20 protein-coding genes are annotated in these 20436 nt (G+C 72.1%); 12 read left to right on the top strand and 8 right to left on the bottom strand.

Annotated elements, in window-relative coordinates; genetic code table 11:
* The first annotated feature begins 272 nt into the window (after positions 1 to 272).
* Complete coding sequence (locus IH48_RS0112995; protein WP_030903199.1) at positions 273 to 626, top strand: hypothetical protein; 354 nt, start codon at positions 273 to 275, stop codon at positions 624 to 626.
* A gap of 167 nt (positions 627 to 793) precedes the next feature.
* On the opposite strand, the gene IH48_RS0112990 is transcribed toward IH48_RS0112995, so the two are convergent.
* Together IH48_RS0112990 and IH48_RS0112985 are read right to left on the bottom strand one after the other, a co-directional pair.
* On the bottom strand, positions 794 to 985 hold the full coding sequence (locus IH48_RS0112990; RefSeq protein WP_030903197.1) for a hypothetical protein: 192 nt from the start codon (positions 983 to 985) through the stop codon (positions 794 to 796).
* An 11-nt stretch (positions 986 to 996) separates the two neighbouring features.
* Positions 997 to 1845, bottom strand: a complete 849-nt coding sequence (locus IH48_RS0112985) for a helix-turn-helix domain-containing protein (protein ID WP_030903194.1) — start codon at positions 1843 to 1845, stop codon at positions 997 to 999.
* Between the two features lie 250 nt (positions 1846 to 2095).
* Between IH48_RS0112985 and IH48_RS0112980 the strand changes: the two genes are divergently transcribed.
* Together IH48_RS0112980 and IH48_RS0112975 are read left to right on the top strand one after the other, a co-directional pair.
* The gene (locus IH48_RS0112980; protein ID WP_030903192.1) at positions 2096 to 2530 is read left to right on the top strand and encodes an ATP-binding protein; all 435 of its coding nucleotides are present in this window, start codon (positions 2096 to 2098) and stop codon (positions 2528 to 2530) included.
* A 184-nt stretch (positions 2531 to 2714) separates the two neighbouring features.
* Positions 2715 to 3425: a DUF4232 domain-containing protein gene (locus IH48_RS0112975; RefSeq protein WP_030903190.1), complete on the top strand. Its 711-nt coding sequence runs from the start codon at positions 2715 to 2717 to the stop codon at positions 3423 to 3425.
* A 55-nt stretch (positions 3426 to 3480) separates the two neighbouring features.
* Here IH48_RS0112975 and asnB read toward each other — a convergent pair whose 3' ends face one another.
* Together asnB and IH48_RS0112965 are read right to left on the bottom strand one after the other, a co-directional pair.
* Positions 3481 to 5367, bottom strand: coding sequence for an asparagine synthase (glutamine-hydrolyzing) (gene asnB, locus IH48_RS0112970; protein ID WP_030903186.1), 1887 nt, complete (start codon positions 5365 to 5367; stop codon positions 3481 to 3483).
* A gap of 185 nt (positions 5368 to 5552) precedes the next feature.
* The gene (locus IH48_RS0112965; RefSeq protein WP_234434236.1) at positions 5553 to 6854 is read right to left on the bottom strand and encodes a serpin family protein; all 1302 of its coding nucleotides are present in this window, start codon (positions 6852 to 6854) and stop codon (positions 5553 to 5555) included.
* 162 nt (positions 6855 to 7016) lie between these two features.
* Here IH48_RS0112965 and IH48_RS0112960 point away from each other — a divergent pair, with 162 nt between their 5' ends.
* From IH48_RS0112960 to IH48_RS0112920, 9 genes are all read left to right on the top strand, one after another.
* Positions 7017 to 7769, top strand: coding sequence for a GntR family transcriptional regulator (locus IH48_RS0112960; RefSeq protein ID WP_030903181.1), 753 nt, complete (start codon positions 7017 to 7019; stop codon positions 7767 to 7769).
* 292 nt (positions 7770 to 8061) lie between these two features.
* The gene (locus IH48_RS0112955) at positions 8062 to 8295 is read left to right on the top strand and encodes a hypothetical protein (RefSeq protein WP_037841862.1); all 234 of its coding nucleotides are present in this window, start codon (positions 8062 to 8064) and stop codon (positions 8293 to 8295) included.
* A gap of 32 nt (positions 8296 to 8327) precedes the next feature.
* Positions 8328 to 8768, top strand: coding sequence for a (deoxy)nucleoside triphosphate pyrophosphohydrolase (locus tag IH48_RS0112950; protein ID WP_030903176.1), 441 nt, complete (start codon positions 8328 to 8330; stop codon positions 8766 to 8768).
* Between the two features lie 314 nt (positions 8769 to 9082).
* Positions 9083 to 9502: an ATP-binding protein gene (locus tag IH48_RS0112945; protein WP_030903174.1), complete on the top strand. Its 420-nt coding sequence runs from the start codon at positions 9083 to 9085 to the stop codon at positions 9500 to 9502.
* A 199-nt stretch (positions 9503 to 9701) separates the two neighbouring features.
* On the top strand, positions 9702 to 12302 hold the full coding sequence (locus tag IH48_RS0112940; RefSeq protein WP_030903172.1) for a SpoIIE family protein phosphatase: 2601 nt from the start codon (positions 9702 to 9704) through the stop codon (positions 12300 to 12302).
* A gap of 173 nt (positions 12303 to 12475) precedes the next feature.
* Entirely contained in the window at positions 12476 to 13549 is a 1074-nt protein-coding gene (locus IH48_RS0112935) for a hypothetical protein (protein WP_420705491.1), read from the top strand.
* Between the two features lie 98 nt (positions 13550 to 13647).
* Entirely contained in the window at positions 13648 to 14091 is a 444-nt protein-coding gene (locus IH48_RS0112930) for a MarR family winged helix-turn-helix transcriptional regulator (protein ID WP_030903168.1), read from the top strand.
* A gap of 104 nt (positions 14092 to 14195) precedes the next feature.
* Positions 14196 to 15548 carry an MFS transporter gene (locus tag IH48_RS0112925; protein WP_078849759.1) on the top strand — a complete coding sequence of 451 codons (1353 nt, stop codon included), beginning with the start codon at positions 14196 to 14198 and terminating at the stop codon, positions 15546 to 15548.
* A 57-nt stretch (positions 15549 to 15605) separates the two neighbouring features.
* Positions 15606 to 16157, top strand: coding sequence for an isochorismatase family protein (locus IH48_RS0112920; RefSeq protein WP_030903162.1), 552 nt, complete (start codon positions 15606 to 15608; stop codon positions 16155 to 16157).
* A 273-nt stretch (positions 16158 to 16430) separates the two neighbouring features.
* On the opposite strand, the gene IH48_RS0112915 is transcribed toward IH48_RS0112920, so the two are convergent.
* Genes IH48_RS0112915 through IH48_RS0112900 form a run of 4 tightly spaced genes read right to left on the bottom strand, consistent with a single transcriptional unit; the run spans position 16431 to position 20376 of the window.
* Positions 16431 to 17249: a succinate dehydrogenase/fumarate reductase iron-sulfur subunit gene (locus IH48_RS0112915; RefSeq protein ID WP_030903160.1), complete on the bottom strand. Its 819-nt coding sequence runs from the start codon at positions 17247 to 17249 to the stop codon at positions 16431 to 16433.
* Positions 17246 to 19237, bottom strand: a complete 1992-nt coding sequence (locus IH48_RS0112910; RefSeq protein WP_030903159.1) for a fumarate reductase/succinate dehydrogenase flavoprotein subunit — start codon at positions 19235 to 19237, stop codon at positions 17246 to 17248. Before IH48_RS0112910 ends, IH48_RS0112915 begins: the two co-directional genes overlap by 4 nt.
* Positions 19238 to 19268: 31 nt before the next feature.
* Positions 19269 to 20126 (bottom strand): hypothetical protein, encoded by an 858-nt coding sequence (locus IH48_RS0112905; protein ID WP_030903158.1) that lies wholly within the window; start codon positions 20124 to 20126, stop codon positions 19269 to 19271.
* Between the two features lie 22 nt (positions 20127 to 20148).
* Positions 20149 to 20376: a hypothetical protein gene (locus IH48_RS0112900; RefSeq protein WP_030903157.1), complete on the bottom strand. Its 228-nt coding sequence runs from the start codon at positions 20374 to 20376 to the stop codon at positions 20149 to 20151.
* Between the last annotated feature and the right edge of the window lie 60 nt (positions 20377 to 20436).

The following is a 20436-nucleotide window of genomic DNA, read 5'->3' as shown; positions in this document are numbered from 1 at the left end:
CACAGTGGTCACTTCATGCCCTCGCTGGAGAGCTTGGAGATCGGTAGAGCCGCATTTATCGCGGCAGGGCTACAGTTTTAAGGTGCGAAGTGAAGGAATTGGCATCGCTCGATACCGCGACGCTCTGCCGCGTCTTGGCGGCCCGCAATCCGGCTCCCTCGAGTCTTGGACCCCAGCAATGGCGCGGCGTGGTGGAAATCCTTACTCACCGGCTGACCATCGAGCCCGACGTACCGGACAGGGTGTCCTAGGAGACGTGCTCGTCCGCCTTGGTGTACGCGCTCGATGCATCGGTGGCCGTGGATGACATGGATCGGCGGGAGAGGGCAACGAGGCTGCTGAACCTGTCGGCACTTCTGCTGGAGCGGGTGGAGCCGAAGGACGGGGTCGTCCTTCTCGGTCCCGCTCACCTGCTGGCACTCCTCTTCGAGGAGGTGCCAATCGCCGTCGACGAAGCCCGGGCGCTGGCGTCCCACTGGCGTGACCTGAACATCGCCGAAATCCGAAGGCTGCGCATAGCCCGGAACCTCGCGACGGCGGCGGTCCTCCTGTCCAAAGCGTTGCGCGATAAAAGCGTCGATGCACGCCTTCGGAAGTGGGAGGGCATCCTGCCACTGCTTCCCTGACTGCAGTTGTCACGCTCAGGGACCGGTGTCGAGTTCATTCAGGCGCGCCGTGGTCGTCCTCGGTGCTCCGGGCTGCGCGGTTGGTGATAGTGCCGGACCGGACCTGCCGTGGAGTGTCGGCCGCGCCGTCTCGCTGCTGTTGGCGGCGAGACGGCGCGGCCAGTTGGCTACAGCAGGTGGTCGGCCTTGCCTGCCTTGATGTCGATGATGAGGGCGCGGAGGGCTTCGGTGGTGTCGGTGAGGTAGTGGTCTTCTTGGCCGTTGACGGCTATGTACGCGTTGCCGTCGGCGTCCGTGCCGAATTGGAAGCAGGAGCTTCCTTCGGCGCAGAAGGGGTCTTCCCAGGTGATCTCGGGCATTGGAGGTCTCCTCACAACTGCTGCTCAATCTTGCGGATGAAGTCACGAGAGCTTTCAGGTGACAGCGCCAGCTCTTCCAACAGGTCAAGTTGCGCGCGGTATTTCGCCAACTGGCCCTCGGCGTGCAGGAAGGCAGGGCCGTGGGAGCTGTCCACCTGCACTGTGTCGAGCTGTGGTACGCGCCCTTCGGCATAGACGACGGTCTGCCCGGCGCCCGGGAAGGCGCCGTGTGCGAAGGGAAGCGCGAGCAGTGTGACGTTGTCACGCTCGGAGGCCTGCAGCAGGTGCCGCAGCTGAGTCCTCGCTACATCACGTCCGCCGAACTGCATCCTCAGGGCGGCCTCGTGGACAACGGCCACGTAGGGGATCCCCTCGTCTCCGGTGATGACCTGTTGGCGTTCTGTTCGCAGCGCCAGTCGAAGTGCGACTTCGTGTTCGGGCAATGCGGGGACGGCGCACCGGAAGATCGCCATGGCAAGTTCGGAGGTCTGCAGCAGGCCCGGCACGTGGACGGTGTTCGCACCCCGCAGTCGTACCGCGTCGGCTTCCAGTTCGGAGATGTCGAGCAGCCCTTGGGGCAGACTGCCCCGATAACGCTCCCACCAGCCCGCGTTGGGCTCGGCCAGCTCGGCCAAGGCCTCTACGTACTTCTCGTCGGTGACGTCGCAGTTGCAGGCAAGCGTCTTGAGGCGCTCGCGGCTGATGCCGCGAACCCCCGACTCCATGTTGGAGATCTTGCCTCGGTCAACGCCGAGGAGACCGGCTGCGTACTCGGCGGACAGGCCTGCTGTCGTGCGCATCTTACGAAGTTCGCTGCCCAGGCGCTTCTGACGTTGCGTGAGGACGGTTCTGGGTGGCATATCGGTCCCTCTGTGTCAGGCGACAACGGGCTCTGCGGGCAACCAGTTCACCAGGAAGTGGCTAATCCCGTGAAGGGCGTGGTTAATTTGCCACGTGTCTGCTCTACCGTAAGTACCGAGAACGCTACATACGGCGACGTCGGAAGTGCACCGCGTGGGCGTGCCCGTCTGCCTTGGGGCGGGTGTGTCCGCGACCAGGGCGGCATGCCACCGGCGACCTCAACCGCACGCCACCGCAATGGAGTTCGCCATGCCCGAAATCCCTCGCATCCCCGCCTGCTGGCGGTTCCCCGCCCACCCGTCCTCCGTGCCGCGGGCCCGGCACGCCGTGGCCGAGGCGCTGCCGTACGCGTTGCGGCCCGATCTGCGTGACGAGCTCGGTCTGTTGACGTCCGAGCTGGTCACCAACGCCGTGCGGCACGGGGCGCGGGCCGGCGAGGGCGATCTCGTCGAGCTCGTCCTGTGGCCTGCCGAGGGGCACTACTGGCTCGCCGTCTCCGACCCCGGCACCGGGACGGCGCCCGGCCGTACCGTCACACCCGCCGTCGCGCACCCGGCGGCGTACGGGGAGTCGGGGCGTGGGCTGCTGCTCGTCGACCAGGTCGCCGCCGTCTGGACCGTCCGGCCGCGCGCCACGCGTGGCACGTCCGTCATCGCCGGTGTGACCGTGCACGGCGGCGGGTGAACGGGCTTGCGCCACGCGGGCCCAGCGATGCCGCGCGTCGCGCGGAGCTCGGCAGGAGTGCTGCGGGCGTGTCACGGGGGTGTACCGGTCGGAGTCCGTGCGCAACTGGCCGCCGCCCCGTGCGCCTCCCTCAACACCGAAGGGTCCGCACCACGTGGGCCGACGTTCGACCTACGGAGAAGCAATGCGCAGCAGCAAGAGGCTCTCGGCTCTCGCCCTCATCGTCGCGGCCGCCGGGCTGTCCCTGACCGCCTGCGGCCCCGACTCCTCCAGCGCCTCCGGGGCTTCCGCCGCGTCCGGTGCCTCCGGCACGCCGCTGTCCGATGGCTCCGGTGCGACCCCGTCGTCCAGCCCGTCGTCGTCCGGCTCCGACTCCTCGTCCGGCAGCTCGTCCGGCGCGGAGACGGCAGCCGGTACCGCGAGCGGTCAGGGCAGCGGCGCCTCCGGCGGCGGCGGCGGCAGCGGCAGCGGCAGCGGGGGGAGCATGTGCCTGACCTCCAACCTCACCATCACCGCCCAGCACGGCATATCGGGCGAAGGCATGGAGATCGTCAACCTCAAGAACCGCGGCTCCTCTTCCTGCACGATGCGCGGCTACGCGGGCGTGGACCTCAAGGGCAAGGGCGACACCACCGGCATCAGCGCCACCCGTTACGGCAAGGGCGAACTGCCCACCGTCAAGCTGGCGCCCGGGCAGTCGACCCAGTTCGTCCTCTACTACCCGTACAACAACAGCGGGGGCAGCGGCTACACCTTCACCACCCTGGTCATCACGCCCCCCAACGAGACACACTCCAAGACCGTGAGTGCGTCCATCAACGTCCCTGTCGACAACCCCGACCAGGACACCAAGGGTCCCGGCATCGTCGTCCACGCGGTCGGTACGGGGAAGTAGCCGGTACGGGGCCGCCCACCCTTGACGCACGCGCGGGCGGCCCCAGTCCCGCCCTTCAGGACAGGACGAGCTCCGGGTTGTACATGTCCAGCCAGATCGACAGGTCCAGTGCACGCTCCAGGCCGTTCCTGGCGAACTGGCCCGCGCCCTGCACGTCCTCGTTCGCCGCGCGTTCCACCGCCGCGCGGTCCAGCAGGTCGAAGACCCGGTGCGAGGGCTTGGCCAGCAGGTCCTTCACGTGGTGCTGGAGCGCCAGGGCGTACTTCGGGTCCTGCGTCGACGGGTACGGGCTCTTGACCCTGTCGTACACCGAGCGCGGCAGCACGTCCGCCGTCGCCTCGCGCAGCAGGCTCTTCTCGCGGCCGTCGAACGACTTGAGCGACCACGGCGTGTTGTAGACGTACTCCACCAGGCGGTGGTCGCAGAACGGGACGCGCACCTCAAGGCCGACGGCCATGCTCATCCGGTCCTTGCGGTCGAGCAGGACGCGCACGAACCGGGTCAGGTGCAGGTAGCAGATCACCCGCATCCGGTACTCGAAGTCGCTCTCCCCTGCCAGCCGTTCGATGTCCGTCACGGCGGACGCGTAGCTGTCGCCCACGTACGATCCGAGGTCGATCGGCGCCGTCACCTCGGGGCGCAGGATGCCGAGGGGGCCGCCGCCGCCCCCGGGGGCGCCGTGTCCTGCGCGTGCGGCGCGCATGCGGGCGAACTCCGCGTGCCAGGGGAACATCCCGCCCTTGCGCGCCTCCTCGTCGAAGAACTGCCGGTAGCCGCCGAAGACCTCGTCGGCCGACTCGCCGCTCAGCGCGACCGTCGAGTGCTGCCTGATCGCCTTGAACAGCGAGTAGAGCGACGAGTCCATGTCGCCGAGCCCGACCGGCATGTCACGCGCGCGGATGACGCGCGCCCGCACCTCCGGGTCGGCGAGGGTGTGGGAGTCGAGGACGATGTCCTTGTGGTTCGTGCGGGACTCGCGCGCCACGTCGTGGACGAACGGCGCGTCCGGGGTCGGCCGGAAGTCGTCGGCGACGAAGTTCTCCGTCTGCCCGACGAAGTCGACGGCGAAGCTGTTCACCGACTCGCCGCCGGCCGCCGCGAGCTGCCGCGCGGCCAGCGCCGTCAGCGCCGACGAGTCGAGGCCGCCGGAGAGCAGCACGCAGCGCGGCACGTCCGCGACGAGCTGGCGGCGCACGATGTCCTCAAGCAACTCCCGCACGTGCGCGATGCTCGCGTCGCGGTCGTCCGTGTGCGGACGGGTCCGCAGCGACCAGTACGTGTGCGTGCGCAGCCCGCCCCGGTCGACGGTGACGATCGTGCCGGGCTCCACCTCGCGCATGCCGTCCCAGATCGCGTGCCCCGGCGTCTTCACGAACGCGAAGACCTCGCGGAAGCCGTCGAGCGTGACGCGGCGCGCGGCGAGCGGGTTGGCGAGAATCGCCTTCGGCTCGGAGCCGAACAGCACGCCGTCGGCGGTGGGGTAGTAGTAGAACGGCTTGATCCCCATCCGGTCCCGGATCATGACGAGCCGCTCGGTGCGCTGGTCCCAGATGGCGAAGGCGTACATGCCGTTGAGCCGCTCGGCGACGGCCTCGCCCCACTCCAGGTAGCCGTGCAGCACGACCTCGGTGTCCGAGTCGGTGGTGAACCGGTGGCCGCGTGAGGCCAGTTCCTCGCGCAGTTCGGTGAAGTTGTAGGTCTCGCCCGAGTACACCATCGCGAGGGTGCCGTCGGGGGTGTCCAGGGTCATGGGCTGCCGCCCGCCGGGCAGGTCGATGATCGCCAGCCTGCGGTGGCCGAGTGCCGCGGGGCCCGAGGTCCAGGTGCCGGAGTCGTCGGGGCCGCGGCAGGACATCGTCTCGGTCATCGCGTCGACGGTGCCGGCGGACGCCGGGTCGCGCAGGTCACGGTCGTAGGAGAGCCATCCCGTAATGCCGCACATGGGTACTTCCGCTCTGTGTGGGGGGTCTGTCGGGAAGGGCCGTGCCTGTGCGGGCACGGCCGGGGGAGACGGCTGTCTGTGTATGCGCCATCTATCTCCCGGTCTATCTCCTGCGAGCGCTCTCGCGCAAGATCGCCAATGCGAACGACGACGGGATTTGGACGAGCGCCGTGCGCGGGCTCGCCCTACGCGCGCGTCCGGGGCTTCGCCACCCAGCCAGTGGCCAGGCACAGGCCCGTGGACCGCTGGACGGCGGCGAAGCCGAACGGGCGGTCGAGCGTCGCCGTGACCCGCGTCGGCCGCTCTCCGCGGGACACGATCGCCGCCGCCCGCATCCCGATCGCCGTCACCGCGGCCGCCTTGAAGCCCACCGGGCCGAACTCCGCCATCGCCGCCTGCGCTGCCGACTGGATCGACAGCTCGAACGCGCCGATGCCGGGGAAGTGGCCGCGCCCACCGCCCGTGGCCGCCGCCAGGCCGAACACGTCCGGCGTGCGCAGCAGGTCGTGGTCGGCGGTGAGGCGGAACGGCGGCGTTCGCAGCGACAGCATCCGCGAGGCCGGGAACGCGCCCTCGAACTCGTCCTTCGCGAGGCCCGGCGCCACGTCGTCCCCGTACGGGAGCTCCTCGGCGGGCGTCGCCCCGCGACGGCCCGTCAGGACGTCGGTCCACGCGCCGATGACCTCGCCGGGGCCCATGCCGGGGCCGCCGAGCAGGAGGTGGACGTCGATGCCGCCCCGGCCCTCGACCCGCACGATCGTGACCGGCCCGGCCGGTGCCTGCGCCACGGCCGCCGTGTCGATGCCCGCCGTCCTGCGCGTCAGCATCCGCAGGCCGGCCCCTGCCCACGGGCCCCTGGCGGGGTTGTGCGTGTCGTAGTCCTGGAACGGGTGCGTCCACTCCGTCGTCAGCGAGAGCGCGCTCGCGAGAACGAGCAGGGTCGACGCGTCGAACTCGACCGGCATCCGGTCGATCAGGCCGCCGGTCTGCCGCGACGCCCACGCGTCGAGCGCCGCGCGGTCGGCCCCGGCGTCGCCCGACAGCAGGGCGTGGCAGCCCTCGGGCAGCGTCGCGAGCCACGCCGCGTCGAGGGGGAGCGTGCGCCGCGTCCAGAGCCCCAGCGCGGCGTTCAGGCCGTCCGCCGCGGGCAGTTCGGCGAGCAGCGAACGTGCCGCCGCCGCGGCGTCCTGGGGCGGCGCGCCGAGTACGCCCTCCAGCTCGCGCCGTGCGGGGCCGTCGGCCACCTCCGCGAGCAGCGCGAGCAGCGGCCAGACTCCCACCGCTGAGAACACGGTGTCGTGCTCGGCGTCCAGCCGCGCCGCCCAGCGGGCGGTGAGGGACGCGACGCCCTCCGCCGCGATGCCGTCCGCCGCGACGCCCTCCGCCGCGACGCCCTCCGCCGCGACGCCGTCCGCCGCGAGGCCTCGCGCCGTGTGGCCACGCGCGTGCGGATCCTGGCGTTCCCGATGGCCCTCTTCGTGCGGCAACCGTCTCCCCTTCCGCCGCCGGGACGTTCATTCTGGCCCCGGGGGATTTCATGCGCGCCCGGCCAGCAATGCATCACTTCGGGTGAAACCATGGCCCATGCTTGCGGCTCTCGATCACGGGTTGCCACTCTGTAGCTGACTGTCAACTCTGAGGGAGGGCACGTGGCGTTCGGTGAGCAGCCGGCCTATCTGCGCGTCGCGGGCGATCTCCGGCAGAAGATCGTCGACGGGGTACTGCCGCCGCACACCCGGCTCCCCTCGCAGGCACGCATCCGCTCCGAGTACGGCGTCTCCGACACGGTCGCCCTGGAGGCGCGCAAGGTCCTGATGGCGGAAGGACTGGTCGAGGGACGCTCGGGGTCCGGCACGTACGTGCGCGAGCGGCCGGTGCCGCGCCTCATCGCGCGCTCCGGCTACCTGCCCGCGGGCGGCGCGAGCCCCTTCAGGCAGGAGCAGGCGGACGAGAGCGCGCACGGCACCTGGGAGTCGCACAGCGAGCAGGAGGACGCCTCGCCCGAGGTCGCGGCCAGGCTGCGGATCGCCGCGGGCGACCGGGTGATGCGCACGCGCTACGTGTTCAGGGACGGCGGCGAGCCGATGATGCTGTCCACCTCGTGGGAGCCGCTCGCCGTGACCGGGCGCACGCCCGTCATGCTGCCCGAGGAGGGCCCGCTCGGCGGGTGCGGGGTGGTCGAGCGCATGGCCGCGATCGACGTCGTCGTCGACAACGTCCACGAGGAGGTCGGCGCGCGCCCGGGCCTCGCGGAGGAACTGCTCGCGCTCGGCGGGGTTCCGGGGCATGTGGTGATGGTCCTTGAGCGCACGTACTACGCGTCCGGGCGGCCGGTCGAGACGGCGGACGTGGTCGTGCCGGCGGACCGGTTCAGGATCGCCTACCACCTGGCCGTGAAGTAGCCCGCCGGGGCAGCCGGGGCAGCCGGGGCAGCCGGGGTAGCCGGAGCGGCCGGAGCGGGACGGGTACGCGGCAGTGCCCCACGGCGCACGGGGGCGCACCAGGGGGTGTGCCGAGGGGCGCGTACGAGGCTCACGCGCCCGCGCTTTTCGGCGGATTGTTGGCCGGAAGTTGCCTCTTCGTGTAACACCGCCTCCGGTGCGTAAGGCCCGGGCGTACGCTCTGGCATATGCGCACAGGGGTTTTTCGGGGAGACGCGACAGGCGCAGGGGCGAGACGGCCGGGGGTGCGGCCGTGACCGAAGGGGGGACGGCGCTGCCCTGGCAGGTGGTGCGCGAGGACGGCAACGGCAACCGCTACCGCGTCGCCTGGTACGCCACGCGGGACGAGGCGCAGCGCCTGGCGGAGAGCCTGGACGGCCGCGAGGAGGGGACGCTGTACTGCGTCGAGCACGCGGGGGACGCGGGCCGGGCGCAGCACGCGGGCCACGCTCATCACGCGGAGCGGGTGGAGCAGGGCGCGCCGTAGGTACCGGCGCGTCGGCTTGTAGGCTCCCGCGCATGACGGAGCGGGAGACCGGGGCCCGGGTCGTCGTCGCGGGCGCCGTGCACGACGACGGCCGGCTGCTCGCGGCGCGCCGCAGCGCGCCCCCTGAGCTGGCCGGCCGCTGGGAGCTGCCCGGCGGCAAGGTGGAGCCGGGCGAGAGCGCCGAGGCAGCGCTGGTGCGGGAGTTGCGCGAGGAGCTGGGAATCGAGGCGGCGCCCGTCGCGCGCGTGCCCGGTGCATGGCCGCTCGGGCGGGGCTACGAGCTGCGGGTCTGGACGGCGCGGGTGGTGTCGGGCACGGCGCGCCCGCTGCAGGACCATGACGCGCTGCGCTGGGTCACGGCGGCCGAGGCGGTCGCGGACGTCGACTGGCTGGACGCGGACCGCCCCGCCGTCCTCGCGGCGCTCGACACCCTTGGGCCCGTACTCGCCCGCGAAGACGGCACGCGCGCGTGAGCGTTCACCTGGGCCGGTTCGGCACTGCCGCACCGGCGGGCAACATGCGTCTCCGGCAAACCCGATGCCTGTTCGAGCCCCCGTGCGCCCCCTTCGGCCATCACACGCGCCCCTGCCCGACCGTGTCCTGCGGCGTATGGGACGGCCGTTCGGGCATAACGCATATCAGGGATGTGGCGACTTCTCGGCGCTGTCGGTACGGTGCTCGTTCCGTCCCGCGCGACTTCAGGCGGTAGTTTACGGCTAATTTCGGGTATGGGCAGAATGATCCCCGAAACGATCGAGACAGCGGGGGGCGTCAGGTGCTGTGGGAAGTGGTCGGGTTGATCGACACCGAGGACGAGTCCGCCGAGTGGATCCTGCCCTCCGAGCCCGGTGCCGTGCGCGTCGCCCGCCATGACGTGCGGGACACCTTGCGCGCCTGGCGGCTCTCGCCGAGCGTGGAGGATGCGGCCATGCTGCTGGTCAGCGAGCTGGTCACCAACTCGCTGACGTACGCGCCGGGACCCATCGGCATGCGCCTGGAGATCCGTGCGCTCTCCGACCGCGAGAGCGTTCTGCTGGTGGAGGTCTCCGACCAGGTGCCGGGCGCCCCCGTGGTGCAGCGCGCGCCGGGGCCCGAGGACGAACGCGGCCGCGGCTTGCAGCTCGTGGCCAGTTCCGCCCGTCGCTGGGGCACGAGGCGCGGTAAGACAGGTAAGACCGTGTGGTTCGAGCTGCCTCTCCATGGTTAGAAGTCACAAGGGACGACGGTCGCGGCGGGTTTTCGAGCAGGTCCGGAGAGAACGAGACCTTGCTGTGATCGTGAACGCCGTGTCAGTCAGGCCCGTGGTGCTGGATACTGCGGGGCATGGCCGGTCCGGTGCGTGAGCTGGAGGGGACGGTCGCGTGAGCGAGACACCAGAGGCGCCAGAGGCGACGGGCGACGACGTCGTGTGGCAGAGCAGCCCGCAGGGCTCCCTCTACGACTATGTCAAGGTGGCGTCCTTCTCGATCGGGCCCGACGGCCTCATCGACCAGTGGAGCAGCCGCGCGGCCGAGCTGTTCGGGCTCTCGGCCCGCGATGTCAGGGGCAAGGACCCGCTGGGGGTCTTCGTACCGCCGGAGTTCCGTGCCAAGGGCTACCGCAAACTCAGCGAGATCCTCGACGGCAACGAGTGGACGGGGCTCGTCCCGTACCTGCTGCCGCCGGGAGCGGACACGGGCGAGGACCCGAGCGGCGACGCCACCGGGGACGCGGGCGGGGGCCCCCGCAGGGACGGCGGGCGGCGCGGCCACGGGCTGGCCGAGGTCTATGTGATGCCCAGTGAGACCGACCAGGGTGAGCGCGGCGCCGTCTGCATCGTCGTGGACGTGCGCGCACTGCGCCGGATCGAGACCGACCTCGCCTCGTCGCAGGCGATATTCGGCCAATCTCCGTTCGGCTTCATTCTCTTCAGCACGAACCTGACGGTGCGACGTGTCAACGAGCGCTTCGCCACCGTCTTCGGCGGCAGCGCGAGCGACCACCGTGGCAGGTCGGCGTCCGACTACCTCTCCACCGGCGAGGCCGACCGGCTCGACGCGGCCCTGCGCCGCGTGCTCGACACGGGCGACCCGGTCGTCGAGTTCAAGCTGAACGGCGTCACCCCGTGCGGCGGCGAGCGCAGGCACTGGTCGCTCAACCTGTACCGGGTCGGCGTGGGCGTCGGCTCGGGCCGCACGCTGGGCGTCGCCGCCGTCGCCACGGATGTCACGCAGCGCCACATCGCCGCCCACGAGGCCGCCAGCACCCGCCGCAACCTCGCCCTGCTCAACGAGGCGAGCGCGCGCATCGGCAACTCGCTCGACCTGGAGACCACCGCGCGCGAGCTGCTCGGCGTGGCCGTGCCCAACTTCTGCGACCTCGCCTCCGTCGACCTGTACCAGTCCCTGCTGACGGGCGAGGAGGCGCCGCCCGGCCGGTGGGCCGCCTCGGCGGACGAGTCCGGCGGCGGCACGGCGCGGCTGCGGCGCGTCGCCTTCGCGAGCGCCGTCTCCGACGGGCCGCTCTCGGGCCCCGGCGACCCGCACGACGGGTACGTCTCGCCCGAGGTGGGAGCCGTGCACCGGTTCCCGTTCGGCTCGCACAGCGCCGTCGCCCTGCGCAGCGCGCAGGTGCAGTCGATACCGGGCGGCCAGGGCAGCCTCCTGCAGTCCACGCTCGCCGTGCCGATGGTCGCGCACGACACGGTCGTCGGGCTCGTCCAGTTCGCGCGGGCCAAGGGCAGCGAGCCGTTCGGCGACCGGGACCGCGCGCTCGCCGTCGAGCTCGCGGCACGCGCCGCCGTCTGCATCGACAACGCGCGCCTGTACCGGCGCGAGCACGAGCGCGCCCTGATCCTCCAGCGCAGCCTGCTGCCGCCCGGCGACCCCGAGGCCGCGGGCCTCGACATCGCCTGCCGCTACCTGCCGGGCAACGCGGCGACGGAGGTCGGCGGCGACTGGTTCGACGTCATCGAACTGCCGGGCCACAGAACCGCCCTCGTCGTGGGCGACGTGATGGGCCGCGGCCTGCGCGCCGCCGTCGCCATGGGCGAATTGCGCACGGCCGTGCGAACGCTCGCGCTGCTCGACCTGGAGCCCGCAGAGGTGCTCGGCGCCCTCGACGAGATCGCGAGCGGCCTCGGCACGCCCAACGGGGCGCAGCAGGCATCACGCGTGGCGCACAAGGCGAGGGACGCCGACCTCGCCGAGGTCTACCTCGCCACGTGCGTCTACGCCGTCTACGACCCGGTCACCCGGCGCTGCACGTTCGCCAACGCCGGCCATCCGCCGCCCGTGCTCGTCGAGCCCGGTGAGAAGGCGCTGCTGCTCGACGTGCCGCCCGGCGTGCCCCTCGGGGTGGGCGGCGAGCCGTTCGAGCAGGTCGAGGTGGAGCTGTCGGAGAACTCCCTGCTCGCGCTGTACACCGACGGCCTCGTCGAGTCGCGCGACCAGACGCTGGAGGAGGGCCTCGGCGCCTTCCGCGCCTCGCTCGCGCACGCGGAACGCCCGCTTGAGGACGTCGCCGACCATGTCCTGTCGACGCTGGAGACGAGCCACGGCCAGGACGACATCGCCCTGCTGATGGCGCGTATCCAGGGGCTGCCCGCGGACGCGGTCGGGGACTGGCGCATGCCCCGCGAGCCGCGCTCGGTCGGCAGGGCACGCGAGTACGCGCGCGCCCAGCTCATCGCCTGGGACCTCGAACCGCTGGTGGACACGGTCGAGTTGCTCGTGAGCGAGCTCGTCACGAACGCGATGCGGTACGGCGAGGGCGAGATCAGACTCCGCCTGCTGCGCGACCGCACCCTCGTGTGCGAGGTGTGGGACGCGGGCCTCGTCCAGCCGCGCCGCCGCCGCGCGCGCGACACCGACGAGGGCGGCCGCGGCCTGCAACTGGTCGGCATGCTCAGCTCCGCCTGGGGCTCGCGCAGGACGCCGCGCGGCAAGACGGTCTGGTTCGAGCTTGCCCTGCCGGGCAGCGCGAGCGCCGCGGAGCCGACCGTCGAGCAGCTGCTCTCCATGTTCTGACGTATGTCCGGGTGGCGCATGTCCTGATGGCGCATGTCCTGATACCGAAACGGTTGCCGGCGGCCCCGCAGGTCACGGCGTCCTCCCTCGTACCCTGATCCCTCCGCGGCCGGGGGGCCGCGCCTGGGGAGGGGTTCGCGTTGTCCGAGCGTGCGCGTGACGGGTCGGGGCCGGTGCCGGGGCCGTCGGAGGGGCGGCGCGGCCGCGCCTGGTGGACGTGGGCCCGGCGGGGGCCGCGCGCCGGATGGCCGAGGCGGATCGCGATCGCCGTCGCCCTGATCGTCGTCGTGCCCGTGCTCGCGGCCGCCGTCGCCCTGCGCGTCGCGTACACGGGCGACATCGAGGACGGCACCCGCACCCGCGGCATGGACGCCGTGTGGATGGGGCACGCCTGGGTCGACGGCCGCAAGGACGACGCCGACCTGGCCGCGTTCGCCCGCCGCGTCAAGTCCACCGGCATCAAGGACCTGTACGTGCACGCCGGCCCGCTGGAGCACGACGGAACCCTGCCCGAGGGGCGCTACCCCGCCGCCGCGCGGCTGATCGCGGCCGTCCACCGCACCATGCCGGGCGTCCGCGTGGACGCGTGGCTCGGCGACGTGCTCGCCACCGAGTCGCCCGAAGGCCTGCGGCTGGCCGGCGCGGCGACCCGCGACGCCGTGGTCGCCTCCGCACGGCAGGTGCTCGACGCCGGGTTCGACGGCGTCCACTTCGACCTGGAGCCGCTGCACTCGGGCGACCAGGACTTCCTGCACCTGCTCGACCGCCTGCACGCGCTGACCGGGGCAAGGGGCGTGCCGCTCTCGGTGGCCGCCGCCCAGATCGACCCGCTGCCGTCGCTGCACGCGGCGGCAGGCGCGCTGACCGGGCACCCCAAGTGGTGGTCGCAGGCCTACTTCGGGCAGGTCGCGCGCCGTGTCGACCAGGTCGCGGTCATGTCGTACGACACCGCGATGCCGCTCGAGTCGCTGTACGGCGGGTACGTCGCGCAGCAGACCGCGCTCGCGCTGGCGGCCACGCCCAGGACAACGGAACTGCTCATGGGGCTGCCCTTCTACCGCGAGGAGGACATGAGCCACCACGGATACGCGGAGACGCCCGCGGCCGCCATCCACGGCGTGCGGCTCGCGCTCGGCAGGAACGACGTGCACCGCAAGCGGTTCGGCGTGGGGCTGTACGTCGACTTCGCGGCCACGGACAGCGACTGGGCCGCGTACCGCAAGGGCTGGGGCGCGGCTCAGGACTGAAGCGGAACTGAAGCGGGACTGCGGTGGCCCAGCGGGAGTGACGCAGGGAACGACAGGAAAACTTGCAAGGTTGCCTGTCGTTTTCCTACCCTGGACGCATGCCCGAACGCCCGCAGGACCCCACGCCCGAGGAGGTCGCGGCCGACGTCGCCACGATGGCCGGCCTGCTCTCCCGGCGCCTGAGGTCGACGGCGCCCGGCACGGGCCTCACCCCCTCGCAGCGCTCCGTGCTGGTGCGCCTGGCCGACGACGGTCCTGCCACGACGGCCGCACTCGCGCGCGCCGAGCACGTCAGGCCGCAGTCGATGCGGCTGACCCTGGGCGCGCTGGAGGAGCACGGCCTGGTCCGGCGGAGCCCGGACCCCGCCGACGGCAGGCAGTCCGTCGTGTCCGTCACGGACCACGGGCGCACCGTACTCGCGGGCGTGCGCGCCGCGAAGCAGACCTGGCTGTCAAAGGTGATCGCCGAAGAACTCGACGCGGAAGAGCGCCGCACGCTCGCCGAGGCCGCGCGCCTCCTGCGGCGGCTGACCGAGAAGTGAGCACTTCGCACGTGAGCACCACCGGCACGGAGAAGGCGGCCAGGCCGGCGGAGGCGGACAAGGTGTCGAAGGGTTTTCCCGGGCGCCTGACACTGCCCCTGCTGATGGGTTCGCTGCTCAATCCGCTGAACACCACCATGATCTCCACCGCGCTGGTGTCGATCGGGCACGACTTCGGCGTCGGCGCGGCCGACACGGCGTGGCTGATCTCCGTCCTCTACCTCGCGAGCGCCGTGGCCCAGCCCGTGCTCGGCAAGCTCGCCGACTCGCTCGGACCGCGCCGCGTCTTCCTCGGCGGCCTGCTCGTCGTCCTCGCCTCCGGCCTCGTCGGCACGCTCGCGCCGTCGTTCCTGTGGCTGCTCGTGTCCCGTCTGCTGCTCGGCATCGGCACCTCGGCCGCCTACCCGGCCGCCATGTCCGTGCTGCGCGACGAGGGGCGCAGGGTCGGCCGGACGCCGCCGCGTCCCGTGCTCGCCCGGCTGTCGTTCGCGGGGCTCGGCAGCGCGGCCGTCGGCCCCACGCTCGGCGGTGTGCTCGTCGGGTTCTTCGGCTGGCGCGCCATCTTCGCCGTCAACCTGCCCGTCGCGCTGGCCGCGTTCGTCCTCGCGCTGTTCTTCGTGCCGAAGGACGTCACGGGCGCCGCGCGCGCCGAGGCGCGGGCCGCCGACCCCGCCGCGGCCGCGCAGAGCTCCGTGTGGCGCTCCGTCGACCCGCTGGGCATCGGCCTGTTCACGACGGCGCTGACCCTCCTCGCGTTCTTCCTGCTCGACCTCGGCCACCCGATCTGGTGGCTCCTCGCGCCGTTCGCCGCCGTCTCGCTGGTCCTCGCGCGCTGGCAGCTGCGCGCGAGGCAGCCCTTCATCGACCTCAGGACGCTCGCGCGCAACGGCGCGCTCACCCGCACGTACCTCAGGCACGGCATCAGCTACCTGCTGATCTACTGCGTGATGTACGGGTTCACCCAGTGGCTCGAGGACGGGCGCGGCTTCACGGCCGCCACGACCGGCCTGGTGATGCTGCCCATGTCCCTTACGGCGCTGGTCTGCTCGCTGCTCGGGGCGCGTACGAAGGGCATACGCGGCCCGCTCGCCCTGGCCGCCGTCCTGCTCCTCGGCGGCGCGAGCCTGCTGGTCTTCGTCGGGAGCGGCACGCCGCTGATCCTGCTGCTCGTGGCGGGCGCGTGCTTCGGCATACCGCAGGGCCTCATCGGCACCAGCAACCAGGCGGCCGTCCAGTCGTACTCGCCGCCCGGCAGCATCGGCTCCGCGGCCGGGCTGCAGCGCACCGCGCAGTACATCGGCGCCATCGCCGCTTCCAGCCTGATCGCCCTCGCCTACGGCCGGCAGGCCGGCGACGGCGGTCTGCACCTCATGGCCGCCGTGTCGGCCTGCCTCGGGGTGCTCCTGATCGTCGTGACCCTCACCGACCGGGCGCTGCGCGGCGGCGCCCGCACGTGAGGGACGCGCACGTACCCCCACATCGCCTGCCCACCATTGTTCAAGGAGAAGAGCGCCATGACCGCCACCACACTCGACCCGAAGACCGCCCTGGTCGTCGTCGACCTGCAGAAGGGCATCGTCTCGCTGCCCACCGTCCACAGCGCCGACGACGTCGTCGAGCGTTCCGCCCGCCTGGCCGCGGCCTTCCGCGCCAAGGGCCTGCCGGTCGTGCTCGTGCGCGTTACCGGCGGCGCGCCGGGACGCACCGAGAACGCGTCCTCCGGCGGCCGTCCGCCGGCCGACTGGGCCGACCTCGCCGAGGGGCTCGGCAGGCAGGACGGCGACATCGTCGTCACCAAGCAGGTCTGGGGCGCGTTCCACGGCACCGACCTGGACCTCCAGCTGCGCCGCCACGGAGTCACGCAGGTCGTGCTGACCGGCATCGCCACCAGCATCGGCGTCGAGAACACCGCGCGCTCCGCGTACGAGCACGGCTACAACGTGACCGTCGCGACGGACGCCGTCACGGACATGGACGCGGAGACGCACCGCAACGCCGTGGAGCGGATCTTCCCGCGCCTCGGCGAGACGGACACCACCGACGCGATCATCAAGCTCCTCGGCTGAGCGTCGCGCTGCCGCGCAAGGCCGGGTTTTGGGCCCGCGCCCACCGGGGCGCGGGCCCTGGCCGCGACCGGCCCCATAGGGCCTCCGCCCTGCGCGCCACCACCCGTGGCTCCTGCCGCACGCTCGCGGCAGTGTCGCCGCCGGCCGCGCCCGGGCGGGCCGGGGCCCCGCTGTAACCGCGCTGTCGCCTGTAAGTGCGTGGCGCGGGTGGTGGTAGCGCCGTAGGCAGCCCGTTGGGGCGCGGCCCCCGGCTCGTGGCGCGGGCCCGGCGCGTCAGGCGCCGGGGCCGGAACCGGCCCCGCGGCGGCGGATTTTGGAGCCGAGCCAGACCAGCGGGTCGTACTTGCGGTCGGCCGCACGCTCCTTGAGCGGGATCAGGGCGTTGTCGGTGATCTTGATGCCCTCCGGGCAGACGTCCGTGCAGCACTTGGTGATGTTGCAGTAGCCGAGCCCGTGCTCCTCCTGCGCCGTGCGACTGCGGTCGAGTCCCGCCCGGCCCGCCGCGTCCAGCGGGTGCATGTCCAGCTCCGCCACCCGCATCAGGAAGCGCGGCCCGGCGAACGCGGTCTTGTTCTCCTCGTGGTCGCGTACGACGTGGCAGGTGTTCTGGCACAGGTAGCACTCGATGCACTTGCGGAACTCCTGCGACCGGTCCACGTCGGCCTGGGCCATCCGGTACTCGCCCGCCGCGACCCCCGGGGGCGGCACGAAGCCGGGCACCTCGCGGGCCTTCTCGTAGTTGAACGACACGTCCGTGACCAGGTCGCGCAGGACGGGGAACGCCCGCAGCGGCGTCACCGTGAGCGTCTCGTCGCGAGCGAAGTCCGTCATGCGCGTCATGCACATCAGCCGCGGCCTGCCGTTGACCTCCGCGCTGCACGACCCGCACTTGCCCGCCTTGCAGTTCCAGCGGACGGCGAGGTCCGGCGCCTGGGTGGCCTGGATGCGGTGGATGATGTCGAGGACCACCTCGCCGTCGTTCACCTCGACGCGGAAGTCGTGCAGGCCGCCGCCGTCCGCGTCGCCGCGCCAGACCCGGAAGCGGGCCTCGTACGAGGTGGCGGACGCGGCCGCTCCCGTGCTCGTGCTCACTCGTGGAACTCCTCTTCGGCGAGGTACTTGACCAGCTCCTCCTTCTCGAACAGGGCGAGCAGGTCGGGACGGACCGGCGGCGTCTCCCGCCGGGTCAGCGCGATCTGGCCGCGCTCCTGATCGGCGGCCGCGAGCGTGCCCGCCGGATCGGCGAGCGCGCAGTGCAGGTTGACGCGGCGCCAGGCCGCCTCCATCGACGGCCAGTCCTCGCGGGTGTGCCCGCCCCTGCTCTCCGTGCGCTCCAGCGCGGCACGCGCCACGCACTCCCCGACGAGCAGCATGTTGCGCAGGTCGAGCGCGAGGTGCCAGCCGGGGTTGAACCGGCGGTTCCCCGCCACCCCTGCGCGGCGCGCCCTCGCCCGCAGCTCGCCCAGTCTGACCAGGGCCTCCTCCATCTCCTCCGCGCGCCTGATGATGCCGACGAGGTCGTTCATCGTCTGCTGGAGCTCCTGGTGGAGCGTGTAGGGGCTCTCCGCCGGCGGGGTGCCCGCCCCCGGCTCGTCCGGCACGGGCACAGGCACGGGCACGGGTGCGGGCGCGGATGCGGGCCCCGTGCCGTCCTCCGCGCTGAAGGGCCGCAGCGCCTCGGCGGCCGCCTCGTCCACCTGGACGTCGTCGACGGCGGGGCGCGCCGTGAGCGAGCCGGCGTACGCGGCGGCGTGCGCCCCGGCCCTGCGGCCGAACACCAGCAGGTCGGACAGGGAGTTGCCGCCGAGCCTGTTGGAGCCGTGCATACCGCCGGCGACCTCGCCCGCCGCGAAGAGGCCGGGCACGCCGAGCGCCGCCGCCGAGTCCGAGTCGACGGCCACCCCGCCCATCACGTAGTGGCACGTCGGCCCGACCTCCATGGCCTCCGCCGTGATGTCGACGTCCGCCAGCTCCTTGAACTGGTGGTACATCGAGGGCAGCCTGCGCTTGATCACCTCGGGCGACATCCGCGTCGACACGTCGAGGAACACGCCGCCGTGCGGCGATCCGCGCCCCGCCTTCACCTCCGAGTTGATGGCGCGGGCGACCTCGTCGCGCGGCAGCAGCTCAGGCGGCCTGCGGTTGGTGTCGGGGTCGTCGTACCAGCGGTCGCCCTCCTCCTCGGACTCCGCGTACTGCTCCTTGAAGACGTCGGGGACGTAGTCGAACATGAACCGCTTGCCCTCGGTGTTGCGCAGGACCCCGCCGTCGCCCCTGACGGACTCGGTGACCAGCAGGCCCTTCACGGACGGCGGCCAGATCATGCCGGTCGGGTGGAACTGCACGAACTCCATGTTGATCAGCGGCGCCCCGGCGAGCAGCGCCAGCGCGTGGCCGTCGCCCGTGTACTCCCACGAGTTCGAGGTGACCTTGAACGACTTGCCGATGCCGCCCGTCGCGAGGACGACGGACGGAGCTTCGAGCACGAAGAAGTCACCGGAGTCGCGCGCGTAGCAGAAGGCGCCCGACACCCGGTCGCCGTCCTTGAGCACGCGGGTGGCCGTGCACTCCTGGAAGACCCGCAGGCGCGACTCGTACGCGCCGGTCTCCCGGAAGTCCTCCTGCTGCAGCGCGACGATCTTCTGCTGGAGCGTGCGGATCAGTTCCAGGCCCGTTCGGTCGCCGACGTGCGCGAGGCGCGGAAACTGGTGGCCGCCGAAGTTGCGCTGGGAGATGCGGCCGTCGGGCGTGCGGTCGAACAGAGCCCCCCACGTCTCCAGCTCCCACACCCGCTCGGGCGCCTCCTTGGCGTGCAGCTCCGCCATCCGCCACTGGTTGAGGAACTTGCCGCCGCGCATGGTGTCGCGGAAGTGGACCTGCCAGTTGTCTCCTGCGTTCACGTTCCCCATGGAAGCGGCGATGCCGCCCTCGGCCATCACCGTGTGGGCCTTGCCGAACAGCGACTTGCAGATCACGGCCGTACGGGCGCCGCTCTCGCGCGCGGCGATCGCGGCCCGCAGACCGGCGCCGCCCGCGCCGACGACCACGACGTCCCACCGCGAGCGTTCCGGTTGTGTCATGTCTGGTGGCTCTCCTGTAGGGGGCTTTCGTCTAGAAGAAACGCGGGTCGTCGAAGACGCCGGACGCGACGAGGTAGACGTAGAAGTCGGCGGCCGCCACGCTCACCAGCGACGCCCAGGCGAGCTGCGCGTGGCGCGCGTTCAGCTTCCCCACCCAGCCCCACAGCCGGTAGCGGACGGGGTGCTTGGAGAAGTGCCTCAGCCGGCCTCCGATCAGATGGCGGCACGAGTGGCAGGAGAGGGTGTACGCCCAGATCAGCGCGATGTTGGCGACGAAGACCAGCGAGCCGAGTCCCATGTGGCCCCAGACTCCGTCCGCGTCGCGGAAGGAGAGCACGGTGTCGTACGTGAGGACGCCGGCGACCAGCAGCGCGAAGTAGAAGAAGTACCGGTGGACGTTCTGCAGGATCAGCGGCAGGCGCGTCTCGCCCGTGTACTTCGCGTGCGGCTCGGCGACGGCGCACGCGGGCGGCGAGGCCCAGAAGCCCCTGTAGTAGGCCTTGCGGTAGTAGTAGCAGGTCAGCCGGAAGCCGAGCGGGAAGATCAGCACGAGCAGTGCGGGGGACAGGCCCCACCAGCTGCCGAACACGTCCCAGTCGGCGCCGCCCTTCATGGGCACGCAGTCGTGCGCGACGCAGGGCGAGTAGAACGGCGACACGTAGGGCGCCGCGTAGTAGTCGCCGTTGGCGAACGCGCGCCACACGGAGTACGCGACGAAGGCGAGCAGGCCGGCCGCCGTCCCCGCGGGCTGGAGCCACCAGCGGTCGGTGCGCAGGTGGCGGGCGGCGACCGCGGCGCGGCCGGGGGAGCGGACGCCCGTGAGTGCGAAGGCGCCCGTGCCGCGGACCGGCGGGGAGGGGGCGCGAGGGGGTTCTGTGCCGGTGGCCAAGGGGTCTCCCGGATAGGGGTTCCTACGGAGCGTGCCTGTCGCGCAGGCCGAGGCCCTCGTCGTCCGAGTCCGTCCACAGGGCGCTGTCGTACGGGGTGTCGGGGATGGTGACCAGGTCGACGCGGCCGGCCGGCTCGTGCCCGAGTCGGTCCTCGGGAAGCTGCGCGAGGCTCTGCTCCAGGCGTCCGACCGTGCGGACCAGGTCGTCGAGGCAGCGGCGCACCGCCGTCAGTTCTTCCTGCAGGGACATGTCGTTCCCTCACTTCCGCGGTCGCGGGGGCACGAAGACCTCCCGGGGCGCGGGCCCCGG

It is taken from the genome of Streptomyces sp. NRRL F-5126 (genome assembly GCF_000721265.1).
Classification (GTDB): domain Bacteria; phylum Actinomycetota; class Actinomycetes; order Streptomycetales; family Streptomycetaceae; genus Streptomyces.
Note: the sequence above shows the minus strand (reverse complement) of the source record. Positions and strands in the feature narration are given on the sequence as shown.